This is a genomic window from Flavihumibacter petaseus NBRC 106054 (assembly GCF_000974785.1).
GTDB lineage: Bacteria > Bacteroidota > Bacteroidia > Chitinophagales > Chitinophagaceae > Flavihumibacter > Flavihumibacter petaseus.
This window is the reverse complement of the sequence record NZ_BBWV01000005.1, coordinates 201,107-221,686: the sequence shown is the minus strand read 5'-3', so window position 1 is coordinate 221,686 and position 20,580 is coordinate 201,107. Positions and strand designations below refer to the sequence as shown.

The window sequence follows — 20,580 nt, the reverse complement described above, 5'->3', positions numbered from 1 at the left end:
ACCTGCGCAGATTGCTGGTATAGCGGCGAAGGTCGGCGTTACCGGTTGGTTCACTGTTACCGTCAGTGTAGTGGTATTCGCACACTGTCCTGCTGCTGGTGTGAAAGTGTAAGTTGTTGTGGCTGTATTGTTGATGGCAGGTGACCAGGTACCGGTAATGCCATTTGTAGATGTTGTAAGCAGGTTAATGGGGGAGCCAGCACAAATTGCCGGAATCGCGTTGAAAGTCGGCGTAACTACTGGGTTAACCGTTAAGGTGAATGCTTTTTGTGTGCTGATACATCCTGTTGCCGAGATCCGTACCGTAAGTGTTCCATTATAAGTGCCCGGCGTGATACCGGCGGGCACTGCCAGATTGATAGGTGAAGCAGGAAGGACAACATTCGTTGAATTAGTCAAGCCCGCTGACAACGCTGCTGCATCCCAGACAATGCTGTACTGGTTGGGCGTATTCAGTGTGGAATTGTATGGCAAAGGCGCTACAGTAGTTCCAACGCAGATCACAGGATTTGCTCCTAAGGTGATGTCAGGTAAGGGTCGCACAAAAATCGTAATAGTTACTCCAGTATTCACACAACCAGTTGTCGAGTTTCGTACCGTAAGCGTTCCTGTGTAGTTTGCAGGTGCAGGATTCGAAGGAATAGTAATGGGAATGGGGCTGGCTGGTAATGCCACATTCGTCACATCGGGGAAGCCCGCCGTATTTGCAGCTGGTCCCCAAACTATACTGTATTGGTTAGGCGAATTTGTTGTTGAGGTATAAGTATAGTTGACCAGCGTCGTACCTACGCAGGCTATTACATTTGGTCCCATCGTGATAGTTGGCGGTGGTGCGATAGTAACACTGATATTATAATTGATGCTGACACAGGTATTGGTTGTATTCCTGACCGTCAGAACAGCATTATAAGTTCCTGTGGCTGCACCTGCGGGAAGTGCTATAGTAATAGGACTCGCCGGCAAATTGGTAAACGCAACATTGTTGAAACCAGCTGGTGCACCGCTCCATGTCAGAGAATACTGGTTCGCTCCTCCTGTTGTTCCACTGTAAGTAAGGCTTGCGGAGGTAGCTCCCTGGCAAACCGTCGGGTTTGCACCTAGTGTAATGGTTGGTGCCGGATTCACCGTTACGGTGAAAGGCACGGCAACACTTTGACAACCCGTAGTGGAATTGGTCACCCGGATCGTTCCTGAATAAGTGTTCGGTGCAAGTGCGCCAGGTAATGCAAGCGTGATCGGTGTTGCCGGTAATGTCGTATTGCCCACGTCGGTAAGTCCGGCTCCTTCTGCTGCTGCATTCCAGTCGATACTGTACTGGTTGGGCGTACCCGTGGTACCGGTATAAGGCAGACCGACCGATGTTGTGCCCTGGCAGACTGATGGATTCGGGCCAAGGGTAATCGTGGGTGGTGCTACCACCTGAACAGTAAAGGGAACACTCACGCTCGAACAACCTCCCGCCCCTGCCCTTACGGTGATTGTTCCATTATACGTATTGACGGCTGCTCCTGCCGGTACTGTTATCGGTATGGGACTCGCCGGCAGACTGGTAAAGCCCACATTCGTAAAGCCCTGTCCGGGTGCCCCGCCTGACCAGGTAATGCTGTATTGATCCGGCGACCCGGTTGTGCCTGTATATGGCAAACTCGTTGAGGTAGTACCCTGACAAACTACCGGGGAGGTACCCAGTGTTATCGTCGGTGCCGGCGTAACGTTTACGGTCACCTGATCCTCGCGGAAACAGCCGGAAGCAGTCGTGAGCCGAACGATATAGGTGGTAGTTACTGCTGGTGTAACGGTGCCGGGATCTTCCACGGAAGAAGTGAAACCTGCCGGCAGGGAAGTCCAGGTATATCCTGCACCGGATCCGTATGTGAATGATAAGGTGAAATTATTAAAGACCCCGGTATAGCCTGTGTTTTCATCATCCACCATCCGGAGTGTCCATGTTCCATTTGGATTACAACCAGTATTCAGGGTGCTGAAAGCCTGTTCCGGGCGAAATGAGCCTGTAAACGGTGCAATGGCGCCTGACCCACCAACTGTTGCCGCAGCGGCATCAGTAAAAGTAGTGTTGACATAATTAACACCTGTTCCGCCCTGGTCAGCCACCAGCCGGACGCCCATGCCAGCCGCAATGGTATATTCGAACGTTCCCGCGCCGGCGCCAAAATTGCCGCCGCAGGGAGGCAATAAATACATCTCCACTTCCCGGTCACGCTGGTGGGCAACATTTACTGTCAGGGAAATCGTCACCGCGCCCATATTGGTCGGCAAACCCGACACCACTACTGATTTGTCGATAAACTGCGGGTTACCATTCTGGAAAGCCTGCGTTTGCGTATTGCTGAATGAAACCGTGGTGGTTGCACTATTCGATCCGGTAGAAGAAAGGTTCACTGATTGTCCGGCACAAATGGTTGTAGCAGATGCTGCGGCTGCTACGGTGGGTAGCGGATTGACGTTAACAGCCCGGGTAACGAAGTTGGTACAGCCGCCTGATGTTACGGTGTATACTATATTGGCGGCTCCGGAACTGACGCCAGTCACCACACCTGAACTATTCACTGTTGCAATACCTGGCGTTGTGCTTGACCATGTACCACCTCCCGTAGAATTGGTCAATTGGATGGTGCTTCCCTCGCAAACAGATGTGGGACCGCCGATCGCCGGGATATTGGGATAAGGATTTACCGTTACAGATGAAGTCACTGCCGGTGACGTACAACCGTTGGGCGCTGTTGCAGTGATGGTAAATGTTGATGTTTGTGATGATCCTGTAAGGTTGATGAGTGCACCGGAAATAGATGTGGGATTGGTTCCGGGATCACTGGGATCCATACCTGCTGTATTGGCTGTATTGTCCCTGCTCCAGGTATAGATAATGCCGGGTGTACTGTTTACATTGGTGAAGTTGATTGTTGAAAACGCAACACCCGAACAAACTGTCTGGTTCGTCGGGCTAACGCTGATCACGGGTGTGGCCCGAACCGTTCGTCTGAATGTCAATGGTGCACTGGTACAACCGTTAAGGCTGGCGACTACAGTAATATCAGTAAAGATATCTGCGCCTGTATTATTGGTTGCGGTATAGGCAGGTATATTGCCTGTTCCGCTAGTTCCGAAACCGATGTCATTAGTGCCCGTCCAGCTAATCGTTGCACCAGGTGTAGTACTGCTTAATGTAGTCGCTCCAAACGCAATACCCGCACAGGAACTACCTCCTCCCAGGCTGGCTGTAGGCGTCGCAGGTGAATTGGCAACTGTTATCGTAGTTTGGGCGGAATTCGTGCACCCGTTTCCGTTAGTGTAAGTGTAGGTGATGGTATGGGTGCCTGCTCCGGCAGTTGCAGGATTAAAATTGCTTCCGCTCACGCCTGTCCCGCTGAAGGTTCCACCGGCCGGACTACCCGTTAACGGAATGGAGGGTCCGCTGACACACTGGCCAGTGTAGGTTCCGGCACTAACGGTTGGTAATGGGTTAACGGTAATGTTCAGGGTATTTGAAGTAACCACCGGATTGGTCCCATCATCATATTCAGCATAAATGGTGTGATTGCCTGGTGCCAAAGGTGATGGCGGTATAGTTGCAGATCCGCCCGAAAGCGGTACCGTAGCGACTGGACTGCCGTCTATAAAAAACTGAACATTTCCGGTAGCCGATGTGGGATCAGCCTCAGCAGTAAAAGTCACTGATTGATTCTCGCAGGGGCTGTTGTTACTTGCTGTCAGATTAAGGCTATTGATCTGCGCATGCAATCCGGAAAATGAAACGGGAAGAAAAAAGGCCAACGCTGCAATAGCTAAAATCTTTGCGATGATCGGCATGCCGGGTATCGCCACACTTCCCTTAATTACCGATGCCCGCCTTTCAGGGGCGGGTTGGTAAGGTTGGGGCAGGGTTTGGCAATACACTTCTTGCAACATGCAGTGCGTGTTTTCTACGATTTCGTTTATTCTAAAGGGCTATCGAACGATCTATTTACTCTGTCGATGTAATTTTCCTGAGGCTATTTCCAGGGACAATAGATGACGCCGCGCTGTTTTTCCCTGTCTCCTCTCAGGATCAGTGATAATTCAAAGGTGGTCGGCCGCTTTGTGCCAGCACTTAATTTGGATATGGTAATGTCATAGGTAATTCCGACCTGGAATTTTTTATATACAAGGCCAACATATGGTATGATAGCATTCTTCGACCAATACCATAAACCGCCATTGACAATAATATCATCCGTTTCTTCAGGATCACTGAGGTAGTATCCGAGTGCGCCACCAATGGAAAAATAACTGGTGGTACTCTGTTGCTGATAGATAGCGTTGGCATTCAGCACAAGGATATTGCTCAGCAATTGCTGATAGTTGGCGTACCCTACATAACGTACAGGCAACACCTGGTTTTCATCCTGAACAAAAGTTTGTTTGGGCTTATTGATGTGAAAGGCAGATCCGCCTACATCAACGTTTGCGTACTCAGTATTATAGCTGTACAACATGCCGACGCTGGTGGAGAAATATGGCTTCATCTGTGCCAATGAACTTTCGCCCGTCGGCAGATTCTTGTCAAAGGTTGTGCCATTGAACTGGTTGCCAAAAATAAGCCGGCTGAAATCCATTCTCCTGTTGCCGTAAATGCCACCAAAACCAAGCCCCACGTGATGTGAGCTGTAGTCATCACCTGCCACCTGGATATTGTAATTGACGTTCAGTGAAGCATAGCTGCTTTTCAGAACACCATCCATTACCTTGTCATACATCAGCATCCCACCGACGCCGAGCACAGAGGTTTCCGGAAGTTTATTCCGTAAAATTTTTTTGTCGAACGAAATCGTTCCTGTCACATAAGGGTACGCCGGTCCCGCCCATTGGTAACGCAGATTTGAGACCAGTCTCCACTCACCATTGATATTACCGGTAAGCGCCGGATTGATGTTCAGTGGTGAAGCGAAAAATTGCGAAAAACTAGGATCCTGTGCCTCTGTGCGCAAACCAACCAACGTGAGGAAAACCAGTGTCGCCACGAGCCGGTAGACTTTTCCCACGGGTAGAGTTTTACATCATGTATTCCTGTTAAATCATCTCAATTTTGTTCGGATAAGGGCAGAACTTTCCTGTCTGGCTCCCCGCCTCGGGAAGACAACAACGATCAACCTGGGTTCACAGTAAATTAAACTCGGAGGGAATATTGGGTTTTAATGCTGTTGCACTAAATCCATCTGTTTTAGATATGAATTGGATTGGGTCTAAGGGGTAATCTGTATCTAATTTAGAAAGGCTTTTTGAGGAATGCAAGCACTTTGAAAAAAAATTCCAATTAAAATTAAGTGCGGTATTTCTTCTACTATAACGCAGGCTTCAGGTTCACAGGAGCTGATGCAGCCTGGTTTTCCCGGACTGTGAGGTCATCTCCGGGCAAGTGCCCGGATGGCGGTGTAACGGCATCAAAATCTACCTGAAGGTGATGCCAGCCATCCTGGTATATATAACTGATAACGAATTGATTCAATTCGCAGATCTGTTTTACAATAGCCAACCCGATTCCGACTCCTTTGCTGCATTGATTGCCTTTCTTGAACCTGCTGAATAATTCATCAGTGCCATTCGCCGGAGCATCACCGGTGTTGCTCACCCGCAGCGATTGTTTGCTCAGTGAAACGACAATCCTTCCTTCGCCAGTGTTATGCCGGATGGCATTGCTGATCAGGTTGTTCAGCAACATATCTGCAAGCAAAGGATGCAGATTCACCCAAACCTGCTTCTCTACAGTCTTTTCCAGGCGCAGGCCTTTCATGTCTACCAGTTCCTGGTAGGTAGCCAGCGACGCATTGATAAGCCTGCAGAACCGGATTGGTTCCTCCGCAGCATATTCATGATTTTCCAGTCTCGCCAGCAACGTAAGGGATTGATTGATCTTAGACATCTTTTCCAGTGATTGCTGAAGATCACTTATAAGTATGGCCTGCTCATCATTTGTAACTGTTTCGGCCAGCAACTCCAGTTTTCCGCGCATGATCGCTACCGGTGTCTGCAGCTCATGTGAAGCGTTCTCGGTAAATTCTTTCAGCGAGGAATAATCTTCAATGGCCTTATCCGACATCCCTTTCACAAAATGATTCAGTTGCCTGAATTCCAGCGTGTTGGTATCAGGTAATCGGATCGGTTGCTGCTTCTTGATATTAAAACGGCCAATCGCCCGCAGTGCCTTGTGAAACGGTCCCAATATGATACGGGAAGCAAGGCTCGCCGTTAGAAATATCAAACCCAGGATGATGCTCCATTTCCAGATGATGGAAGCTTCAATACCAGACAGGATCTGATCGGTGTGGGTGACGTAATCAAAGGAGCGGATCCGGTACCAGACGCCGTTCACTTCATGATCGGTCGCAACCGTCAGCCTGATCTCACGGTGACTGTGAAAGGGACCATTGATGTCTTCCTGGGAAACTCTTGAACGGGTGTCATGATCACTGCCGGTTATTTTTTCAACCTGCAGCTCAGCGCCTTCCAGGTACTGCGGAACTGCTTCTCCCCTGTCCAGACGTGCCACGGCACTCTGGTTCAGCTTCTCCAGCCTTTTTGTGGCGGCCTTGCTGATCCGGTCTTTCACACTCACATAAGTGATCATGGTACCGGCAATGGTGCAGACCATTGCAATACTGAGGTACCAAAGGGTGAATTTATGAACGAGCTTCATGATTCGTTGTCATTGAATTTGTACCCGATGCCATAAACCGTACTGATATAGTCGGCGCCTTTCACTGCGCTGATCTTTTTGCGCAGATTCTTGACATGCTGGTAAACAAAGTCAAAATTAGCGAGATCTTCCGTATAGTCGCCCCAGAGGTGTGCTGCAATGGATTGCCTCGACAGCACCCTGTTCTTATTGACAATAAAATAAAGCAGCAGGTCAAATTCCTTGCGGGTCACCTCCATAGGAGACTGATTAACGGTTACTTCCAGGGTATCGGTATTCAGGCTGATTTCCCGGAACTGTACCAGGTTGCTGCCCTGCAGGTTTTTCCGGCGATAAATAGCCCGGATCCGGGCATGCAGTTCACTCAGGTGGAAGGGTTTGGTAAGGTAATCATCAGCCCCCAGCTCCAGGCCGGTCACCTTGTCGTCGATGCTGTTTTTGGCGGAGGTAATCAGCACATTTCCCTGCTGCTGCTCCTGGCGGATCAGTTCGAGCAATTTCAGCCCGTTGCCATCCGGCAACATGATGTCCAGTATGATCAGATCGTACTGGAACAGGCTGATCTTTTCCCGCGCAGCATCGGCTGTATCTGCGATCTCGCAGATATAGCCCTCCCTGACCAGGAAGTCGCGCGTATTTTTAGCCAGATGTTCGTTGTCTTCGACCACCAGTAATTTCATGCTCTCAAATTTCCGGACAATTTTTGAAGGAATTCTGAAGCATGGGGAGATATAGCGGATTTGGTTGTATTTTGCTTCAAATCCACCTTATGAAAAATGGCATGTCCGGTAAATTCCTCAGCTATCTCAGCGGTAACCTTGCCGGCAATTTCGCAGGTTTCGTGATCGGCATGGCTTCCACCCGCCTCGTCGCCCATTTCTTTACCACCCGCTCTATTCACAATTTATGGGGACTCACAGCAAGAAAAACGGTGGTGGACAAACAATCCTTTCACGCCCTGGAATGGTGCATCTCCACGCTGATCGGATTCCTGGTATTTGAAGTCGTTTCCAAATTCCTGAAGCAAAAACTGGATGATTTACTACCGCGGTATAAAGCAACGCGGTGGTTAGTCGAAACCCAGGAAGCTCCCGCTAAAAACTAAAAGGCAAACCCGATATGTACGATATACCGGAAGCCAATACTGGTTGTTTTCATTGATCCACTGGCATCAAACGACTTGTCGGCAAATACATAGTTCATCCCGGGAAATTTCTGGGTGATCAGTTGTTTGAGGGCATCCTGTAGTTTCGCCCGTTGCTCTTCGGTCAGGTTGCCAGTTGACTTACCCTGCAGGTCATAGGATGATATGCCCGGACCGATCATTACCAGGTCAATGGCCAGCCGTTTCCAGACGATGAACTGGTAACCAAGTTCACCGCCCACCGAAAAAATCTTGAAGTCCGTTTCAGTTGTCAGCAGCTGCTCATCCGCACTTCCTTTTCTGAAAGTCCATTGATTGTTTCGGGTGAATTTGTTGTAGGATATCCACGGACCGATATACAGGCCGTGTGGGGGGAAATATCTATTCTCTTTTGCCAGGTAGAAACGGTAGTCGGCTGAAATATTGAATCCGTTATTCTTCAGATCCTTTTGAAGGTAGAAACTGTCGGTCTCAATGGTTACCAGTTTAGGAAGGGCAACAGTTCCACCATTGATCGAAAAGCTCTGATGCTTGTTTACCACCCGTTCATAACCGAAAACGACATATTTGTCAAACCCGAACAGTGCAGCACCTGAAAGGTCATAACGTATGACGTTCTTGCGGGCATTGTGCCACGAGGAATCTATGGTAGTTTCCTGGGCGAATACCGGGCGTGAAAGCAGGAGTAACAGACAGATCACTCCGGCCAGGGATCGTTTGCGTAACATGGTTGTGGTTTTATGAGTCGGGTACGAAATGGCGTAGACAACCAGGAACGGATACAGAAAGGATCGGGAAGGAAAGTACCACGAAAGTAGAAAGTATTTTCGATTGATTGGCAATTGTTTAACAGGAAACCATACCTGCCTTTTGGCACTTTGAAATAAAAAGTGCTTTAACTTTCAGAATTAAACCTCTTTATGAAAATCAAATTTGTGCTTCCGGCATTGACTGAAGCAAAAAGTCCATTCTGGCGTCCCATTAAATACTCACTTTTCCCCCCGCTGGGCCTGGCCACACTTGCTGCCTATTGTTCTGAGAGTGACGAGCCCATCTTGCAGGATGAACACGTGGAAAAACTTGTTACCGATGACCAGCCCGACCTGGTGGTCATCCAGGTGTATATTACCAATGCCTTCCGCGCTTATGCACTGGCAGATCATTACCGGGCACGGGGGATATATGTTTGCCTCGGCGGACTGCACGTGACTTCCCTTCCTGAGGAGGCAATGGCTCATGCGGACAGTATTTTTATCGGTCCGGGGGAAGATACTTTCCCGCAGTTTCTAAAGGATTTCCGGATGGGGAAACCGCGCTCCTGTTATATCAACCAGGTGAGAGATCTCAGCGAGCTGCCGCCGGTAAGACGCGATCTGATCAAAAGGGAACGTTACCTTGTACCCAATTCCATCGTCGTGTCAAGAGGTTGCCCGCATCACTGCGACTTCTGCTATAAGGATGCCTTCTTCGAAGGCGGTCGATCTTTTTATACGCAAAAAACCGATGCTGCCCTTAGGGAGATCGACAGGCTTCCGGGACGGCATCTGTATTTTCTGGATGACCACCTGCTGGGGAATCAAAAATTTGCTGCCGCTTTGTTTGAAGGCATGCGCGGAATGGACAGGGTATTCCAGGGGGCTTCTACGGTAGATGCGATCCTCCGAAATGATCTGATTGAGAAGGCTGCCGCGGCCGGGTTACGCAGTATTTTTATCGGATTCGAATCTTTAAGCCAGAATAACCTCCTGCAGAGCAACAAGAAACAGAATCTTAACCGGAGCTACCGGGAAGCCATCCACAAACTGCATTCGCTTGGAATAATGATCAATGGAAGTTTCGTTTTCGGACTCGACGATGATGATAAAGATGTCTTTAAAAGAACGGTCGACTGGGGCGTGAACAGCGGTCTTACTACCAGCACTTACCATATCCTTACCCCCTATCCGGGAACCCGGCTTTACAGGCAAATGGAGGCAGAGGGCCGGATACTTCACCGGAACTGGGATCAGTATGATACCCGACAGGTTGTTTACAGAACCTACGGACTGTCTGCATCGGAATTGAAATCGGGTTATGACTGGGCCTACCGGTCATTCTACTCCTGGCGCAATATTGCTAAAGCAAGTTGGCAACATGATCAGCCGGAAATGATCCTCAAACATTTCGCCTATTCCGGGGGATGGAAGAAGTTTGAACCGCTTTGGAATATGGTAATTAAGACCAGGGGGTTAAATAAGATGCTGCCGCTTCTGGAATCAATTCTGTCCAGGAGCAGGAACGGAAAATATAACTCACCCCGGTCCCCCTTTCCCGCGATTGCCTAGTTGTGTCTCCTCACACGGAAACTGCAACTGAAATCATGTACGGCCGAATTGTCAAACGCAATAAGCTTACCAGTAAACGATCCGCTGATAAAGCCACCAATTTCACCATATTCAGTGATGGCTAGTGGAATGGGCTCAGGCCAGTACCCGCGGCCGCCGGCAAATTTTGGCGAGAAAACCTCGGTAACAAAATGAGATTCACCAATGGTCCTGTTGCCATCGAACTGGAAACTGATATCGGGGTTACTGGTTGCATTATGGCTCAACGTAACAATCTGCGTATTGATATTCGCGGCACTTTCAGAAGGGGGCACCAGGTAAAACCCTGCCATTTTCATGGCAGGCTCATTCAATGTTGTGGTGACGCCGTCGATCGTAAAGGTGATATTCCCCATTGTGCTTGTTCCGCAGGCTGTCAGGTTGCCGAGATCATTGAGCCCGGCAACCAGGTTAATGATTTGAGGCTCACCCTGCTGGTTGGTAAGGTTATCCACAGCAACGATGTTTACGGGAAGATTACTGCAGGCCATTGCCGTAAAGCTGAAACGGCCGTCCACTACAGGGATCCTGTTATAGAAGCCATGATCATAAGTTTGTACATAGCCATCCTCAACAGGCTGGTTTAAGCAATTGGCAACAGTTCCGGTCAGGGTAACCAGGCTTTGGCCCATATTCCCGGAAACCTGGCCGAGATCGATAGCGGTAGAGGTGGTAACAAATGGCTGTGCATAAGCGGCAACTGCACAGGGCGTCATCACCTGCAGGATCAGGCTGCGGTTGGCAAATACCGACCCACTGATATTGCCGTCGGCATCGCTGTAGCCAAAACGGCCATAGCCTGCATTCAGCGGCATACCTGCTACGGTGATGCTCACCGGCACATTTGCCAGCGGATCACCATGCTCATTCACTACCCGGGCTTTGAAGTTGACCAGGGGAATTCCTTCAGCGCCCTGCCAGAATGAAAAATGGGTGGTATTCCCACAATAACTGTCACCTTTCCTGACAGCAGTTCCCTCCTGTTTCCATAGTCCTGTTGTTTCATTCAGACTCCAAAGGGCTATTTCCTGTGGTGCAGATCCCGCCATCGCAGCTGGAATGGGTATACATATGCTGGCTGTTTTGCCCTGCGCTATCTGTAATGCCTGGCCACTACTTCCGGTTAGTTCTATTGCTGCCATTCCGAACGAGCGCAAAGCTTTCAGGTAACCGGAATTATCTGTTCCCCTGCCATCGCCCGGCAGGAAGTCCGCTGCATCCGGAGTCTCTGTGGTCGTCAGGTTTTTGCAGTTGACCTGTACCATTCCATCATAAACGGTTCCATTGGCGGCCGATACCACGGCATCTGCCGGAATTACGATCCTGGTGCCATCAGCGGTAACGATTTCCCCGCCAGCGGTGGCTGGAAATGTTCCTGAGAGTGCTTTTGGGGTCAGGCGAATTCGGACAAACCCATTCCCGTCCGTCCTGGGCGATATGGTTTTATAACCGGTAAAAAAGCCGTTCCTTGAAACCTTTATAAGCGCCGCCGCAGCCGGAACAAGTTCCTGGCTGAAAGAGAAATAGCCATATTCATCCGTTACCGCATCGGTGTTCCCCATGTTGACTGCTGCCATAGCCACGGGTTTCCCCTCCGCATCGGTAACATATCCCGATACCGAAGTTGAAAGCCTTGTGGATAGGTCCGGCGTTACAGGATCAGGTTCCTTCAGTGGTAAATGATCACTCTTTTTGCAACCCGGCAATATAGCCACGAGTCCAATGACCGTAATTAATGTAACGATTGGTTTCATGCCTGCATAGATTTCTTGTCTCCAGAACGGAGACCTTTGAACGAAAATCCACCGGCATTAGTATTAAGCGTTACTGCGTTGTGAGCAGTTGATTGGTTTAGGATGTAGTATCTGCAATTTGTAATACAATCCGTCCTTCAATCTCACCCTTTTTCATTTGCTCAAAGACAGCGTTGATGTCTTCCAGTTTTGCTATATGCACACTGGATTTTACTTTACCGTCAGCTGCGAAAGCAATGGCTTCCTGCATGTCTTTTCTCGTTCCGACGATCGATCCCCGTATGGTGTGCCGGAAGAGCACCGTTTCGAAAATGGGCATTTCAAAATTGCCGGGTGGCAGCCCAGTCATGGAAAGTGTTCCTTTCCTGCGGAGTACTGACAACCCCTGTTTATAGGCTATTGGTGAGACGGCTGTTACCAATACGCCATGCATCCCCCCGGTCTTTTCTTTCAGAAATACGCCCGGGTCCTCTTTTCTGGCGTTTACCACCAAATCCGCGCCGAGCCGCTTTGCAAGCGCTAATTTGTCATCCGCCACATCGATCGCCGCAACCTTCAGTCCCATCGCCTTGGCGTACTGAACTGCCAGGTGTCCGAGACCACCGATACCGGAGATTCCTACCCATTCACCTGGTTGTGTGTCCGTTTCTTTTAGCCCTTTGTACACGGTTACTCCTGCGCAGGTAATGGGTGCTGCTTCTGCCAGGTTCATATTTTTGGGAAAATGGGCGATATAACGGGAATCAGCCACCACGTACTCCGCATAGCCGCCATCTACACTGTAGCCGCCATTTTGCTGACTTTCGCAGAGCGTTTCCCATCCTGTTATACAATACTCGCATTCGCCGCATGCGCTGAACAACCAGGGCACCCCCACGATATCACCCAGCTTTACGTTTGTCACTTCCGGGCCCAATTCTACCACTTCACCGATGCCTTCATGGCCAGGGATCAACGGTAATTTCGGTTTTACAGGCCAGTCGCCTTCGCAGGCATGCAGGTCTGTATGACAAACACCGCAGACGATCACCCTGACGAGAATCTGATGAATACCGGGCCTTTTTACCGGAACCTGTTCAATCTGCAGGGGCTTTCCGAACTCATACAAAACAGCTGCTTTCATCACTTCTGGAATCATTGAAAAATGCATTTTGGTAGTGAAAAAATGATTGCTACAGATCAGCGCATCAGCCGTAAGGATGAAATTACTAAAATCAGTTGTGATTCATTCCGCTCCCAAAATGCTCATGGAATTTTAATGCTGGCGGTTGCTGCTGAATGAATCCCGGTACATCTTCCAGCCCCTTGTCGTTTTTTTCCAGAGCACCAGGAATTTGCCATCGTCAAAAAGTTCACCTTTCGCATTAAAACTCTGCCAAAGCCCGACTTCCACCACATACCCCTCTCCTGCTCCATACACTTCCTGTGTTATGAATTTGCCATTCCTCAGACCAATATCGTTATAGGCCAGTCTGAAAAACTGCAACGGTGCAGCGGCACCGCACAAAGCCGGTGAATTGGGTGCCATGATGCAGGCGTCTTCTGCATACCGGTTGATAAAAATGCTGGAATCGCCTTTGGCAAAGGATTGAAAATAGATGGCGTTGCTTTCAGCAATGGCTTTTTTGGCTTCTTCCAGGGCCGCGGAATGCTGAGCGGCGACGTCGGTTCCGGAGGCTACAGCGAAAAACACTACAGTGGCTAAATAAACTAATATCCTTTTCATTGTAAAGATTTGCCACAAAACTATACAGGACCACAAAGACCAAATTGTACAAATCGGAACTGATATCAGCTTTCCGTAGTCGCCTGCGATACCGGGAACTCATCTGCCGAGTACGCGGAAGGCACCAGCCCGGTAAACGCCTTGAACTCCCTGATAAAATGTGCCTGGTCAAAATAACCGGCCTCGTAGGCAACGGCCGTAAGCGATTCGTTCTCCTGCCGTAACAGGGCCAGGCTTCTGCGGAACCGGCGGATTTTCATAAAAGATTTCGGACCGATTCCTGTATAAAGTACAAACAACTTGTGCAGGTACCTGGGACTGATATTATACCTGCTGGCAACGGTTTCCACCGTCAACGCATTATCCGGCAGCGAAAGATCGTTCACGACCTGCGAGATCAATGGCATTTTTCCGGAAAGCACCGTCTCCCCGGCGATTCGTTGAAGCAGCCAGGTTTCCAGTACACTTATCCTGTCTGAGGATACAGGAGTATTCAATAACTGCTCATAAAGCGTCACCACTTCTCCGCCGACCACATCCCGCAGGTCCATCACCTGGTCATTGAAATGTGATGCTTCCTGGCGCAGGAACAAAGATGCTGCATGAGGGTAAAACCGCACACCCAACATGTGATTCTTCCCCCCCGCCTTTACCCGGAGCGGTTGGGTGATCTGCCCCCACAACTCGACCGGCGGCGTAGTCAGGAACCGCTCATTTTGCTGAGTCTTCCAGAAGCCATCCCCCAGGTTAAAGATGAATTCCATAAAGCCACCAGGAAACACGGTATCCTGAATAGTACTGTCCGATTCAAATGTGTAATAACATCTGATATGGTGCCGTAGCGCCGGTGACGGTTGTATTTCCTGGTAAAGCAACATGCCGACAGACAGTTTCGGCTAAATTACCTTTTATTCTTCTTCGCCACTGTTCTTCATTTTCATCAGGATCGTATAGGCATTCTTTGTTACTATCCTTGTTGCCGGAAGTGCCCCCTGGATCGCCGTATAGCCATCCGAAGATTCACTGACATCCACCGGGATCATCCTGAAACGGTCACTGCCCTCTACGCCGAAGAGATAATATCTGTTTTGCCATTTGACTACGGCGTCATCCGGAACAGCCCTGAGGCGTGCATTCGTCAGTTCGATCGTGGCATTCATGTAAGTGCCCGGCAGCAGTTTGCTCCGGTTGTCAAAATCACAATGCACTTCTGTACTGCGCTCCTCCCCTATACTTGGGGTAATGAACACTATGGTTGCTGAATATTTTTCACCAGGATGGCTGTTCGTAGAACAGGTGATCTTCTGCCCTACGGAAAGCCTGGATGCATCGTTTTCAAAAACCGTGAGTGTCAGGTGCAGGTCATCCGGATTAATCAGCTCAAACAACACATCCGTCGGACCAGCATACTTGCCCATATTGACGTTCACCCGCGTAATATACCCGCTGAATGGTGCATACAGGTGAACAGTACGTGAAATGGTGTTTTCATTCAGCGTCTCCGGGTTAATTCCGATAAGTCGCAGTTTTTCTGCCAGGGAACGCAACAGTACTTTCTGGCTCTGGAAATTACTCGCCACTTCCTGGAAGATCTTGTCGCTGGTGGCTTTGGTTTCATTCAATCCCTTCTGGCGCGTATAATCCGCCTCCAGGAATGCCAGCCTGCTTTGTGCAGTGAGGTAATCCTGCTGCAGCTGAATATACTGCTGATCTTCCAGCGTGGCCAGCACACTGCCTTTATTCACTTTCTGCCCGGGGATCAAAGCCGTCTTTTTGATATAGCCTCCAAGGGGTGCACTCACAGAAGCGATATTGGCGGGTGGCACTTCAATGGTGCCGTTCACCCTGATCGTACTGTGCATTTCTTTTTCTTCCGGGGCCCCGGTTTCTATACCCGCGTTTTTCATTTGTTCTGCTGTAAGGGCTACAATTGCCGTATCAGCCGGTAGGTAATTCTGCTTTTCAGTAGCGTCAGCCGGTTGAGTCGTCTGCCTGCATGAAACTGAAGCAAAGAGCAATAATATTATTGTGGTGTGGAAGATTTTCATTTGATGATTTTTTATGGGTTGATGCCGCTGAGTTTTTCCAGTTCAAAAGCAGCCGTATTCAGCTGCTGGATGGTGTTCAGGTAGTCGTTGCGAATGCCGAGTGCCTGGTTGACATGAATCACAAAATCGAGGTAACCGATATCGCCTGCATGCAACTTTTGTGTGGCCGTTTGCAGAATCTCGCTTGCATTGGGCAACAGCTGACTTTGATAGGTTGCCGCCTGTTGTGCATTGAGCTGGTATTGTTCGGTTGCATTGGCAAATGCGGTAGACAATTCCTGCCGGAGGGCGTCCTTTTCAGCCGACTTCTGGCGCACGAACACCCGGGCCGCATTGATGCGCGATCGCTGTGCTCCGGAAAAAATCGGAATTCCGATTCCCACGCTGGCGGAATTGAACCGCCTGTTGCTGCCATACCAGGTTTCTTCCTTTTGCTGGTTCGCCTGCCAGCCTATAATGGTAGAACTGTTCACGCCGGCATTGAAGGAAGGCAGCAACCTGCTTTTCTCCAGCTTCACCTGTTGTTCGGATAAAATGATCATCTGCTGTTGCAGCTGCAGGGCCGGTAGAGCTTCCAGGATAGCGGAATCAGGGATTACAGGCATGAGGTATGCTATCGAATCAGCAATAGGTTCAACTGCCACCGCACTGTTGATCAAAAGGCCCAGGTCATTTTGAATCACTGCGTACGCCGTAGCCAATTCCCGCAGCTGGCTGGCTATCTGCAGGCGCTGGTTTTCTGCAGTAGTCTTTTCCAGGATATCCGTCTCCCCTGCTGCGAATCGTTGCTGCGCCCGCTGCAGGAAATGCCTATACAGGCTGTCGGCGTCGCGGAGCAACTGTCTTTTCCGTTGCAGTACGACCAACTGGTAAAAACGGGTTTTGACCTGTACGGTTATGTCCAGCTGTTTCTGTTTCAGACTGCTCTTGCTGATAGCGATATTCATTTGATTGATGGCACCCTGGAGGCGGAAAATGGTTGGGAAAGGGATAGATTGGGATAGTGAAAATTTGTTGTCGTTGGCCATGCTGTTGAATTTTCCGTATTCAAAGCCGGCTTCTGTCTTCTCAATGTCGAGGTGACTCTTTTTCAGTGCCTCCGCAAAACGCACCTGGGTCCTGGAGACCTCCAGTGAAGCGTTGTTTTTCACCGCGCTGTCGATCGCGGCCTGCAGGGTAATCGGCTTTTGCGCTTGCGTAAGCGAAACAGACAATAACAACAGAAGGATCGTTACAGCTGCTTTTTGAGGCCTGGGTTTTTTAAGACCGTTTTCAAACAGGATATACAATACAGGCAATACAAAAAGGGTAAGCATGGTTGATATTATTAATCCGCCGATCACCACCGTAGCAAGAGGCTTCTGCACTTCACCGCCTGCGCCGGTACTGATGGCCATGGGAATGAATCCGAGCGATGGCACGAGGGCTGTCATCAGCACGGCTCTTAATTTGGATTTGGTGGCATGGATGACAATGCGCCGGACATCAGTCCACCCATCGTTTTTCAACCGGTTGAATTCTGAAACCAGGAGGATGCCATTCAGTACGGCAACACCAAAGAGTGCGATAAAACCGACACCTGCGGAAATACTGAAAGGCATATCCCGCATGGCCAGGGCGAAAATGCCGCCCGTGGCAGAGAGAGGTATGGCAGTGTAAATCAGCAACCCTTGTTTTACTGAACCAAAAGCGAAATACAGCAACAGGAAGATCAGGAACAGTGCGATCGGCACCACGATGGCTAACCGATCCTTCGCTGCGGTCATGTTTTCAAAAGAACCGCCATACGCAATAGTGTAGGTTTTCTGCAGGTTCAGTTGCTGTTCAACTTTATGCTGCAGTTCGCTTACAATGGACTGAACATCCCGGCCATTCACGTTGAACCCCACGATTATTCTTCTCCGCGTGTTCTCGCGCTGGATCTGGTTGACGCCTTCCACCTCTTCAATATTGGCCACGAACGACAGCGGGATCTGGGTACCCTGGGCTGTCTGTACCATCAGGTTCTGCACATCATGAAGGGTTTTGCGTGCATCTCCCGCCAGCCGGACGGTCATGTCAAACCGCTTTTCCCCTTCGTACACCTGTCCCGCTGCCTGGCCGGCAAATGCCGTGTTGACCACGCGGTTGATATCACTCACATTCAGGCCATACTTGGCCATGCCATCGCGGTCATACTGAATCACGACCTGCGGCATACCGGTTACTGTCTCTTCGTAGATGTTTACCGCACCGTCAACGGTTTTGATAATATCCGTGAGGCGGTGCGCATAAGCTGCAAGACTATCCAGGTTCTCGCCAAAGATCTTGCAGACGATGTCCTGCCGCGCACCGGTCATCAACTCGTTGAAACGCATCTGCACCGGGAACTGAAAACCGACGGTGATGCCCGGAATCACGTCCAGCGCCCGGGTCATTTTATCTTTCAGTTCCGGGAAGGAATGTGCGGACGTCCATTCACTCTTTTCCTTCAGGATGACCATCATGTCACCAGCTTCAAAAGGCATCGGATCGGTTGGGATTTCAGCACTGCCGATCTTGGTGACTACCTTTTCCACTTCCGGGAATTTTTCCAGCAGGATTTTCGATGCCTGTTGTGTTGACCGGATGGTGTTGTTCAGGTTACTTCCTGTAAGCAACCGCGTTTCGACAGCAAAATCACCTTCTTCAAGTTGCGGGATGAATTCCCCGCCCATCCGGCTGAGGATCACTACCGCAACAAAAAAGAGGGCCAGTGTCAGGGCTATGGTGAACTTCGGCAGTTTCAGGATCTTTCCCAGGAGCGGCTGATATTTTCTTTCCAGCCAGATCATCAGTTTGTCCGTCACCGTGTGCTGATGTGAAAGTTTTTTATTCAGACACAATGCAGCCATCATCGGTACATAGGTGACGGAAAGCAGGAATGCGCCCAGTATAGCGAAGGCAATGGTGAGGGCCATTGGTTTGAACATCTTGCCTTCTATGCCTTCCAGGGATAAAATGGGCAGGTATACGATCAGGATGATGATCTGGCTGAATACGGCGGACTTGATCATCGCCCCGGTCGATTTACTGACCTCGTTATCCATCTGTTGCTGGCTAAGTCGGGATATTCCCCTGAAATGCCTGGAATGGGAAAACCGGTGAAGAATCGCTTCCACGACGATCACGGCACCATCCACGATAAGGCCGAAATCGATCGCGCCGAGCGACATGAGGTTACCGCCCACCCCGAATTTGTTCATCAGGATAATCGCAAACAACATTGACAGCGGAATAACGGATGACACGATGAGACCCGCCCGAATGTTTCCCAAAAAGAAGACCAGTACGAAGATGACGATCAGCGCCCCTTCCAGCAGGTTGGTCTCAACGGTCTTAATGGCGTTGTTGACCATTTTCGTCCGGTCAAGGAAGGGTTCCACCACCACTCCTTCCGGGAGCATTTTCTGAATTTCGGCGATCTTCGCCTTCACGCGTTTGATCACCACCGAGGAATTTTCACCTTTCAGCATCATGACCACGGCACCGGCAACTTCGCCCTGGTCATTGTATGTCATCGCGCCGTACCGGATGGCTGAGCCATAACCGACTTCCGCCACATCACGCAGCAATAAGGGCGTCCCGTTAGCCAGGTTTCGGATGACGATCTTCTGTATATCGTCAATTGAAGTAGTGAGCCCCTCGCTGCGGATATACAGCACAGTTGGTCCCTTTTCGATATAGGCCCCGCCAGTATTCTGGTTGTTCTTTTCGAGCGCCTCAAACACCCCACCGATGGTAATGTTATGTGCCTTCAGCTGTTCCTGCCTGACAGCAATTTCATATTGTTTAAGCTTTCCTCCGAAGCTGGCCACTTCAGCAACGCCCGGCGTACCCAAAAGCTGGCGGCGGACGATCCAGTCCTGGATGGTCCGGAGGTCCATCTCGTTGTATTTGCTTTCGTACCCTTTCACAGGGCGCACTACGTACTGGTAGATCTCGCCGAGGCCTGTGGAGACCGGTGCCATTTCAGGCGTGCCGATGCCATCCGGCAGGTCCCGGGTCACCTGCTGTAATCTTTCGCTGATCTGCTGCCGGGCCCAGTAAACATCAGTTTCTTCATCAAAGACAATCGTCACGAGCGACAGCCCGAACCGTGAAAAACTCCTGATCTGTTTCAGTCCGGAGATGCTGCTGCATGATTGTTCGATAGGAAAAGTGATGAGCCTTTCAACATCAGGTGCTCCCAGGGATGGGGAAACCGTGAGTACCTGTACCTGGTTGTCAGTAATATCAGGAACAGCGTCTATGGGTAACCGGGTGACTTCCCATGCCCCCCAGCCAATCAGTGCAAGTACAAATATTCCAATGATCAGCTTGTTCCTTACGGAAAAACTGATGATATGCTGTAACATAACCTTTTCTCGATTTCAAGTAAGTAATACACGCCTGTTCACTGGATGTAAACGGGCAGAGAATCAATAAGTATCATTGAGGAAGGTTATGCCCTTGGAGGACGGAACAATGCGTTGATCGCCGGATTGGGAAGGTGGTTGATATCCGTTACCGGGTAATCTTTGACTAGTACCGGTGTAGCTGCCCGTTTTAACGTAAATGTTCGGGGCGTGGATACGAAAGACAGTTGAAATGACTGGATGTTGAAGGACTTGAAGGGTAGTTGCCGGTCTCTTTCTTCATCATGATCATTAAGATCAGTGCCCCAGTAATGCATGGAAAGAAAATCGATAAAGCCAAGTTGCCTGTCCAGTTGCTGGTGCTCCATAAAATGAGCGACAAGCACCTGCAGCTTCATCAACTGGTTGATGGTGGAGCTGCTGGCGATGCACAAAACCAGGAATATGATCGCAGCGCGTCTTTGCACGGACGCAAATA

At 49.8% G+C, this 20,580-nt stretch carries 14 protein-coding genes; 2 read left to right on the top strand and 12 right to left on the bottom strand.

Annotated elements, in window-relative coordinates; translation table 11 throughout:
* The 4 genes from FPE01S_RS23245 to FPE01S_RS23230 all read right to left on the bottom strand — a co-directional run.
* Positions 1-3,927, bottom strand: a 3,927-nt coding sequence (locus tag FPE01S_RS23245) for a beta strand repeat-containing protein (protein WP_157474144.1), incomplete at its 3' end; no start/stop codon positions are given.
* 83 nt (positions 3,928-4,010) lie between these two features.
* Positions 4,011-5,039: a PorP/SprF family type IX secretion system membrane protein gene (locus tag FPE01S_RS23240; protein WP_046371504.1), complete on the bottom strand. Its 1,029-nt coding sequence runs from the start codon at positions 5,037-5,039 to the stop codon at positions 4,011-4,013.
* Positions 5,040-5,338: 299 nt separating this feature from the next.
* A complete protein-coding gene (locus FPE01S_RS23235) occupies positions 5,339-6,691 on the bottom strand; it encodes a sensor histidine kinase (RefSeq protein WP_046371503.1) in 1,353 nt (450 codons plus the stop codon).
* Positions 6,688-7,371 carry a response regulator transcription factor gene (locus FPE01S_RS23230; protein ID WP_046371502.1) on the bottom strand — a complete coding sequence of 228 codons (684 nt, stop codon included), beginning with the start codon at positions 7,369-7,371 and terminating at the stop codon, positions 6,688-6,690. Before FPE01S_RS23230 ends, FPE01S_RS23235 begins: the two co-directional genes overlap by 4 nt.
* 89 nt (positions 7,372-7,460) lie before the next feature.
* On the opposite strand from FPE01S_RS23230, the gene FPE01S_RS23225 reads away from it, so the two are divergent.
* Positions 7,461-7,796, top strand: coding sequence for a hypothetical protein (locus FPE01S_RS23225; RefSeq protein ID WP_046371501.1), 336 nt, complete (start codon positions 7,461-7,463; stop codon positions 7,794-7,796).
* Here the strand turns inward: FPE01S_RS23225 and FPE01S_RS23220 are convergent.
* A complete protein-coding gene (locus FPE01S_RS23220) occupies positions 7,793-8,563 on the bottom strand; it encodes a hypothetical protein (RefSeq protein ID WP_046371500.1) in 771 nt (256 codons plus the stop codon). The genes FPE01S_RS23225 and FPE01S_RS23220 overlap by 4 nt on opposite strands.
* A 192-nt stretch (positions 8,564-8,755) precedes the next feature.
* On the opposite strand from FPE01S_RS23220, the gene FPE01S_RS23215 reads away from it, so the two are divergent.
* The gene (locus FPE01S_RS23215) at positions 8,756-10,159 is read left to right on the top strand and encodes a B12-binding domain-containing radical SAM protein (RefSeq protein WP_046371499.1); all 1,404 of its coding nucleotides are present in this window, start codon (positions 8,756-8,758) and stop codon (positions 10,157-10,159) included.
* Here FPE01S_RS23215 and FPE01S_RS23210 read toward each other — a convergent pair.
* From FPE01S_RS23210 to FPE01S_RS23180, 7 genes are all read right to left on the bottom strand, one after another.
* Positions 10,156-11,952 (bottom strand): hypothetical protein, encoded by a 1,797-nt coding sequence (locus FPE01S_RS23210; RefSeq protein WP_157474143.1) that lies wholly within the window; start codon positions 11,950-11,952, stop codon positions 10,156-10,158. The two genes, FPE01S_RS23215 and FPE01S_RS23210, sit on opposite strands and share 4 nt — an antisense overlap.
* A gap of 97 nt (positions 11,953-12,049) precedes the next feature.
* On the bottom strand, positions 12,050-13,090 hold the full coding sequence (gene adhP, locus FPE01S_RS23205; RefSeq protein WP_046371497.1) for an alcohol dehydrogenase AdhP: 1,041 nt from the start codon (positions 13,088-13,090) through the stop codon (positions 12,050-12,052).
* Between the two features lie 117 nt (positions 13,091-13,207).
* Positions 13,208-13,678, bottom strand: a complete 471-nt coding sequence (locus tag FPE01S_RS23200; RefSeq protein ID WP_174446990.1) for a YybH family protein — start codon at positions 13,676-13,678, stop codon at positions 13,208-13,210.
* A 65-nt stretch (positions 13,679-13,743) separates the two neighbouring features.
* Positions 13,744-14,556 carry a helix-turn-helix transcriptional regulator gene (locus FPE01S_RS23195; RefSeq protein ID WP_046371496.1) on the bottom strand — a complete coding sequence of 271 codons (813 nt, stop codon included), beginning with the start codon at positions 14,554-14,556 and terminating at the stop codon, positions 13,744-13,746.
* Between the two features lie 30 nt (positions 14,557-14,586).
* Entirely contained in the window at positions 14,587-15,726 is a 1,140-nt protein-coding gene (locus FPE01S_RS23190; protein WP_046371495.1) for an efflux RND transporter periplasmic adaptor subunit, read from the bottom strand.
* Positions 15,727-15,737: 11 nt separating this feature from the next.
* Positions 15,738-20,102 carry a CusA/CzcA family heavy metal efflux RND transporter gene (locus tag FPE01S_RS23185; protein ID WP_046371494.1) on the bottom strand — a complete coding sequence of 1,455 codons (4,365 nt, stop codon included), beginning with the start codon at positions 20,100-20,102 and terminating at the stop codon, positions 15,738-15,740.
* A gap of 86 nt (positions 20,103-20,188) precedes the next feature.
* A complete protein-coding gene (locus FPE01S_RS23180) occupies positions 20,189-20,569 on the bottom strand; it encodes a hypothetical protein (RefSeq protein ID WP_046371493.1) in 381 nt (126 codons plus the stop codon).
* Positions 20,570-20,580: the final 11 nt, after the last annotated feature.

Coding starts and splice junctions, on each gene's coding strand:
- FPE01S_RS23235 (WP_046371503.1), bottom strand. CDS start 6,691: ATGAAGCTCGTTCATAAATTCACCCTTTGGTACCTCAGTATTGCAATG.
- FPE01S_RS23230 (WP_046371502.1), bottom strand. CDS start 7,371: ATGAAATTACTGGTGGTCGAAGACAACGAACATCTGGCTAAAAATACG.
- FPE01S_RS23225 (WP_046371501.1), top strand. CDS start 7,461: ATGAAAAATGGCATGTCCGGTAAATTCCTCAGCTATCTCAGCGGTAAC.
- FPE01S_RS23220 (WP_046371500.1), bottom strand. CDS start 8,563: ATGTTACGCAAACGATCCCTGGCCGGAGTGATCTGTCTGTTACTCCTG.
- FPE01S_RS23215 (WP_046371499.1), top strand. CDS start 8,756: ATGAAAATCAAATTTGTGCTTCCGGCATTGACTGAAGCAAAAAGTCCA.
- FPE01S_RS23210 (WP_157474143.1), bottom strand. CDS start 11,952: ATGAAACCAATCGTTACATTAATTACGGTCATTGGACTCGTGGCTATA.
- adhP (WP_046371497.1), bottom strand. CDS start 13,090: ATGATTCCAGAAGTGATGAAAGCAGCTGTTTTGTATGAGTTCGGAAAG.
- FPE01S_RS23200 (WP_174446990.1), bottom strand. CDS start 13,678: ATGAAAAGGATATTAGTTTATTTAGCCACTGTAGTGTTTTTCGCTGTA.
- FPE01S_RS23195 (WP_046371496.1), bottom strand. CDS start 14,556: ATGTTGCTTTACCAGGAAATACAACCGTCACCGGCGCTACGGCACCAT.
- FPE01S_RS23190 (WP_046371495.1), bottom strand. CDS start 15,726: ATGAAAATCTTCCACACCACAATAATATTATTGCTCTTTGCTTCAGTT.
- FPE01S_RS23185 (WP_046371494.1), bottom strand. CDS start 20,102: ATGTTACAGCATATCATCAGTTTTTCCGTAAGGAACAAGCTGATCATT.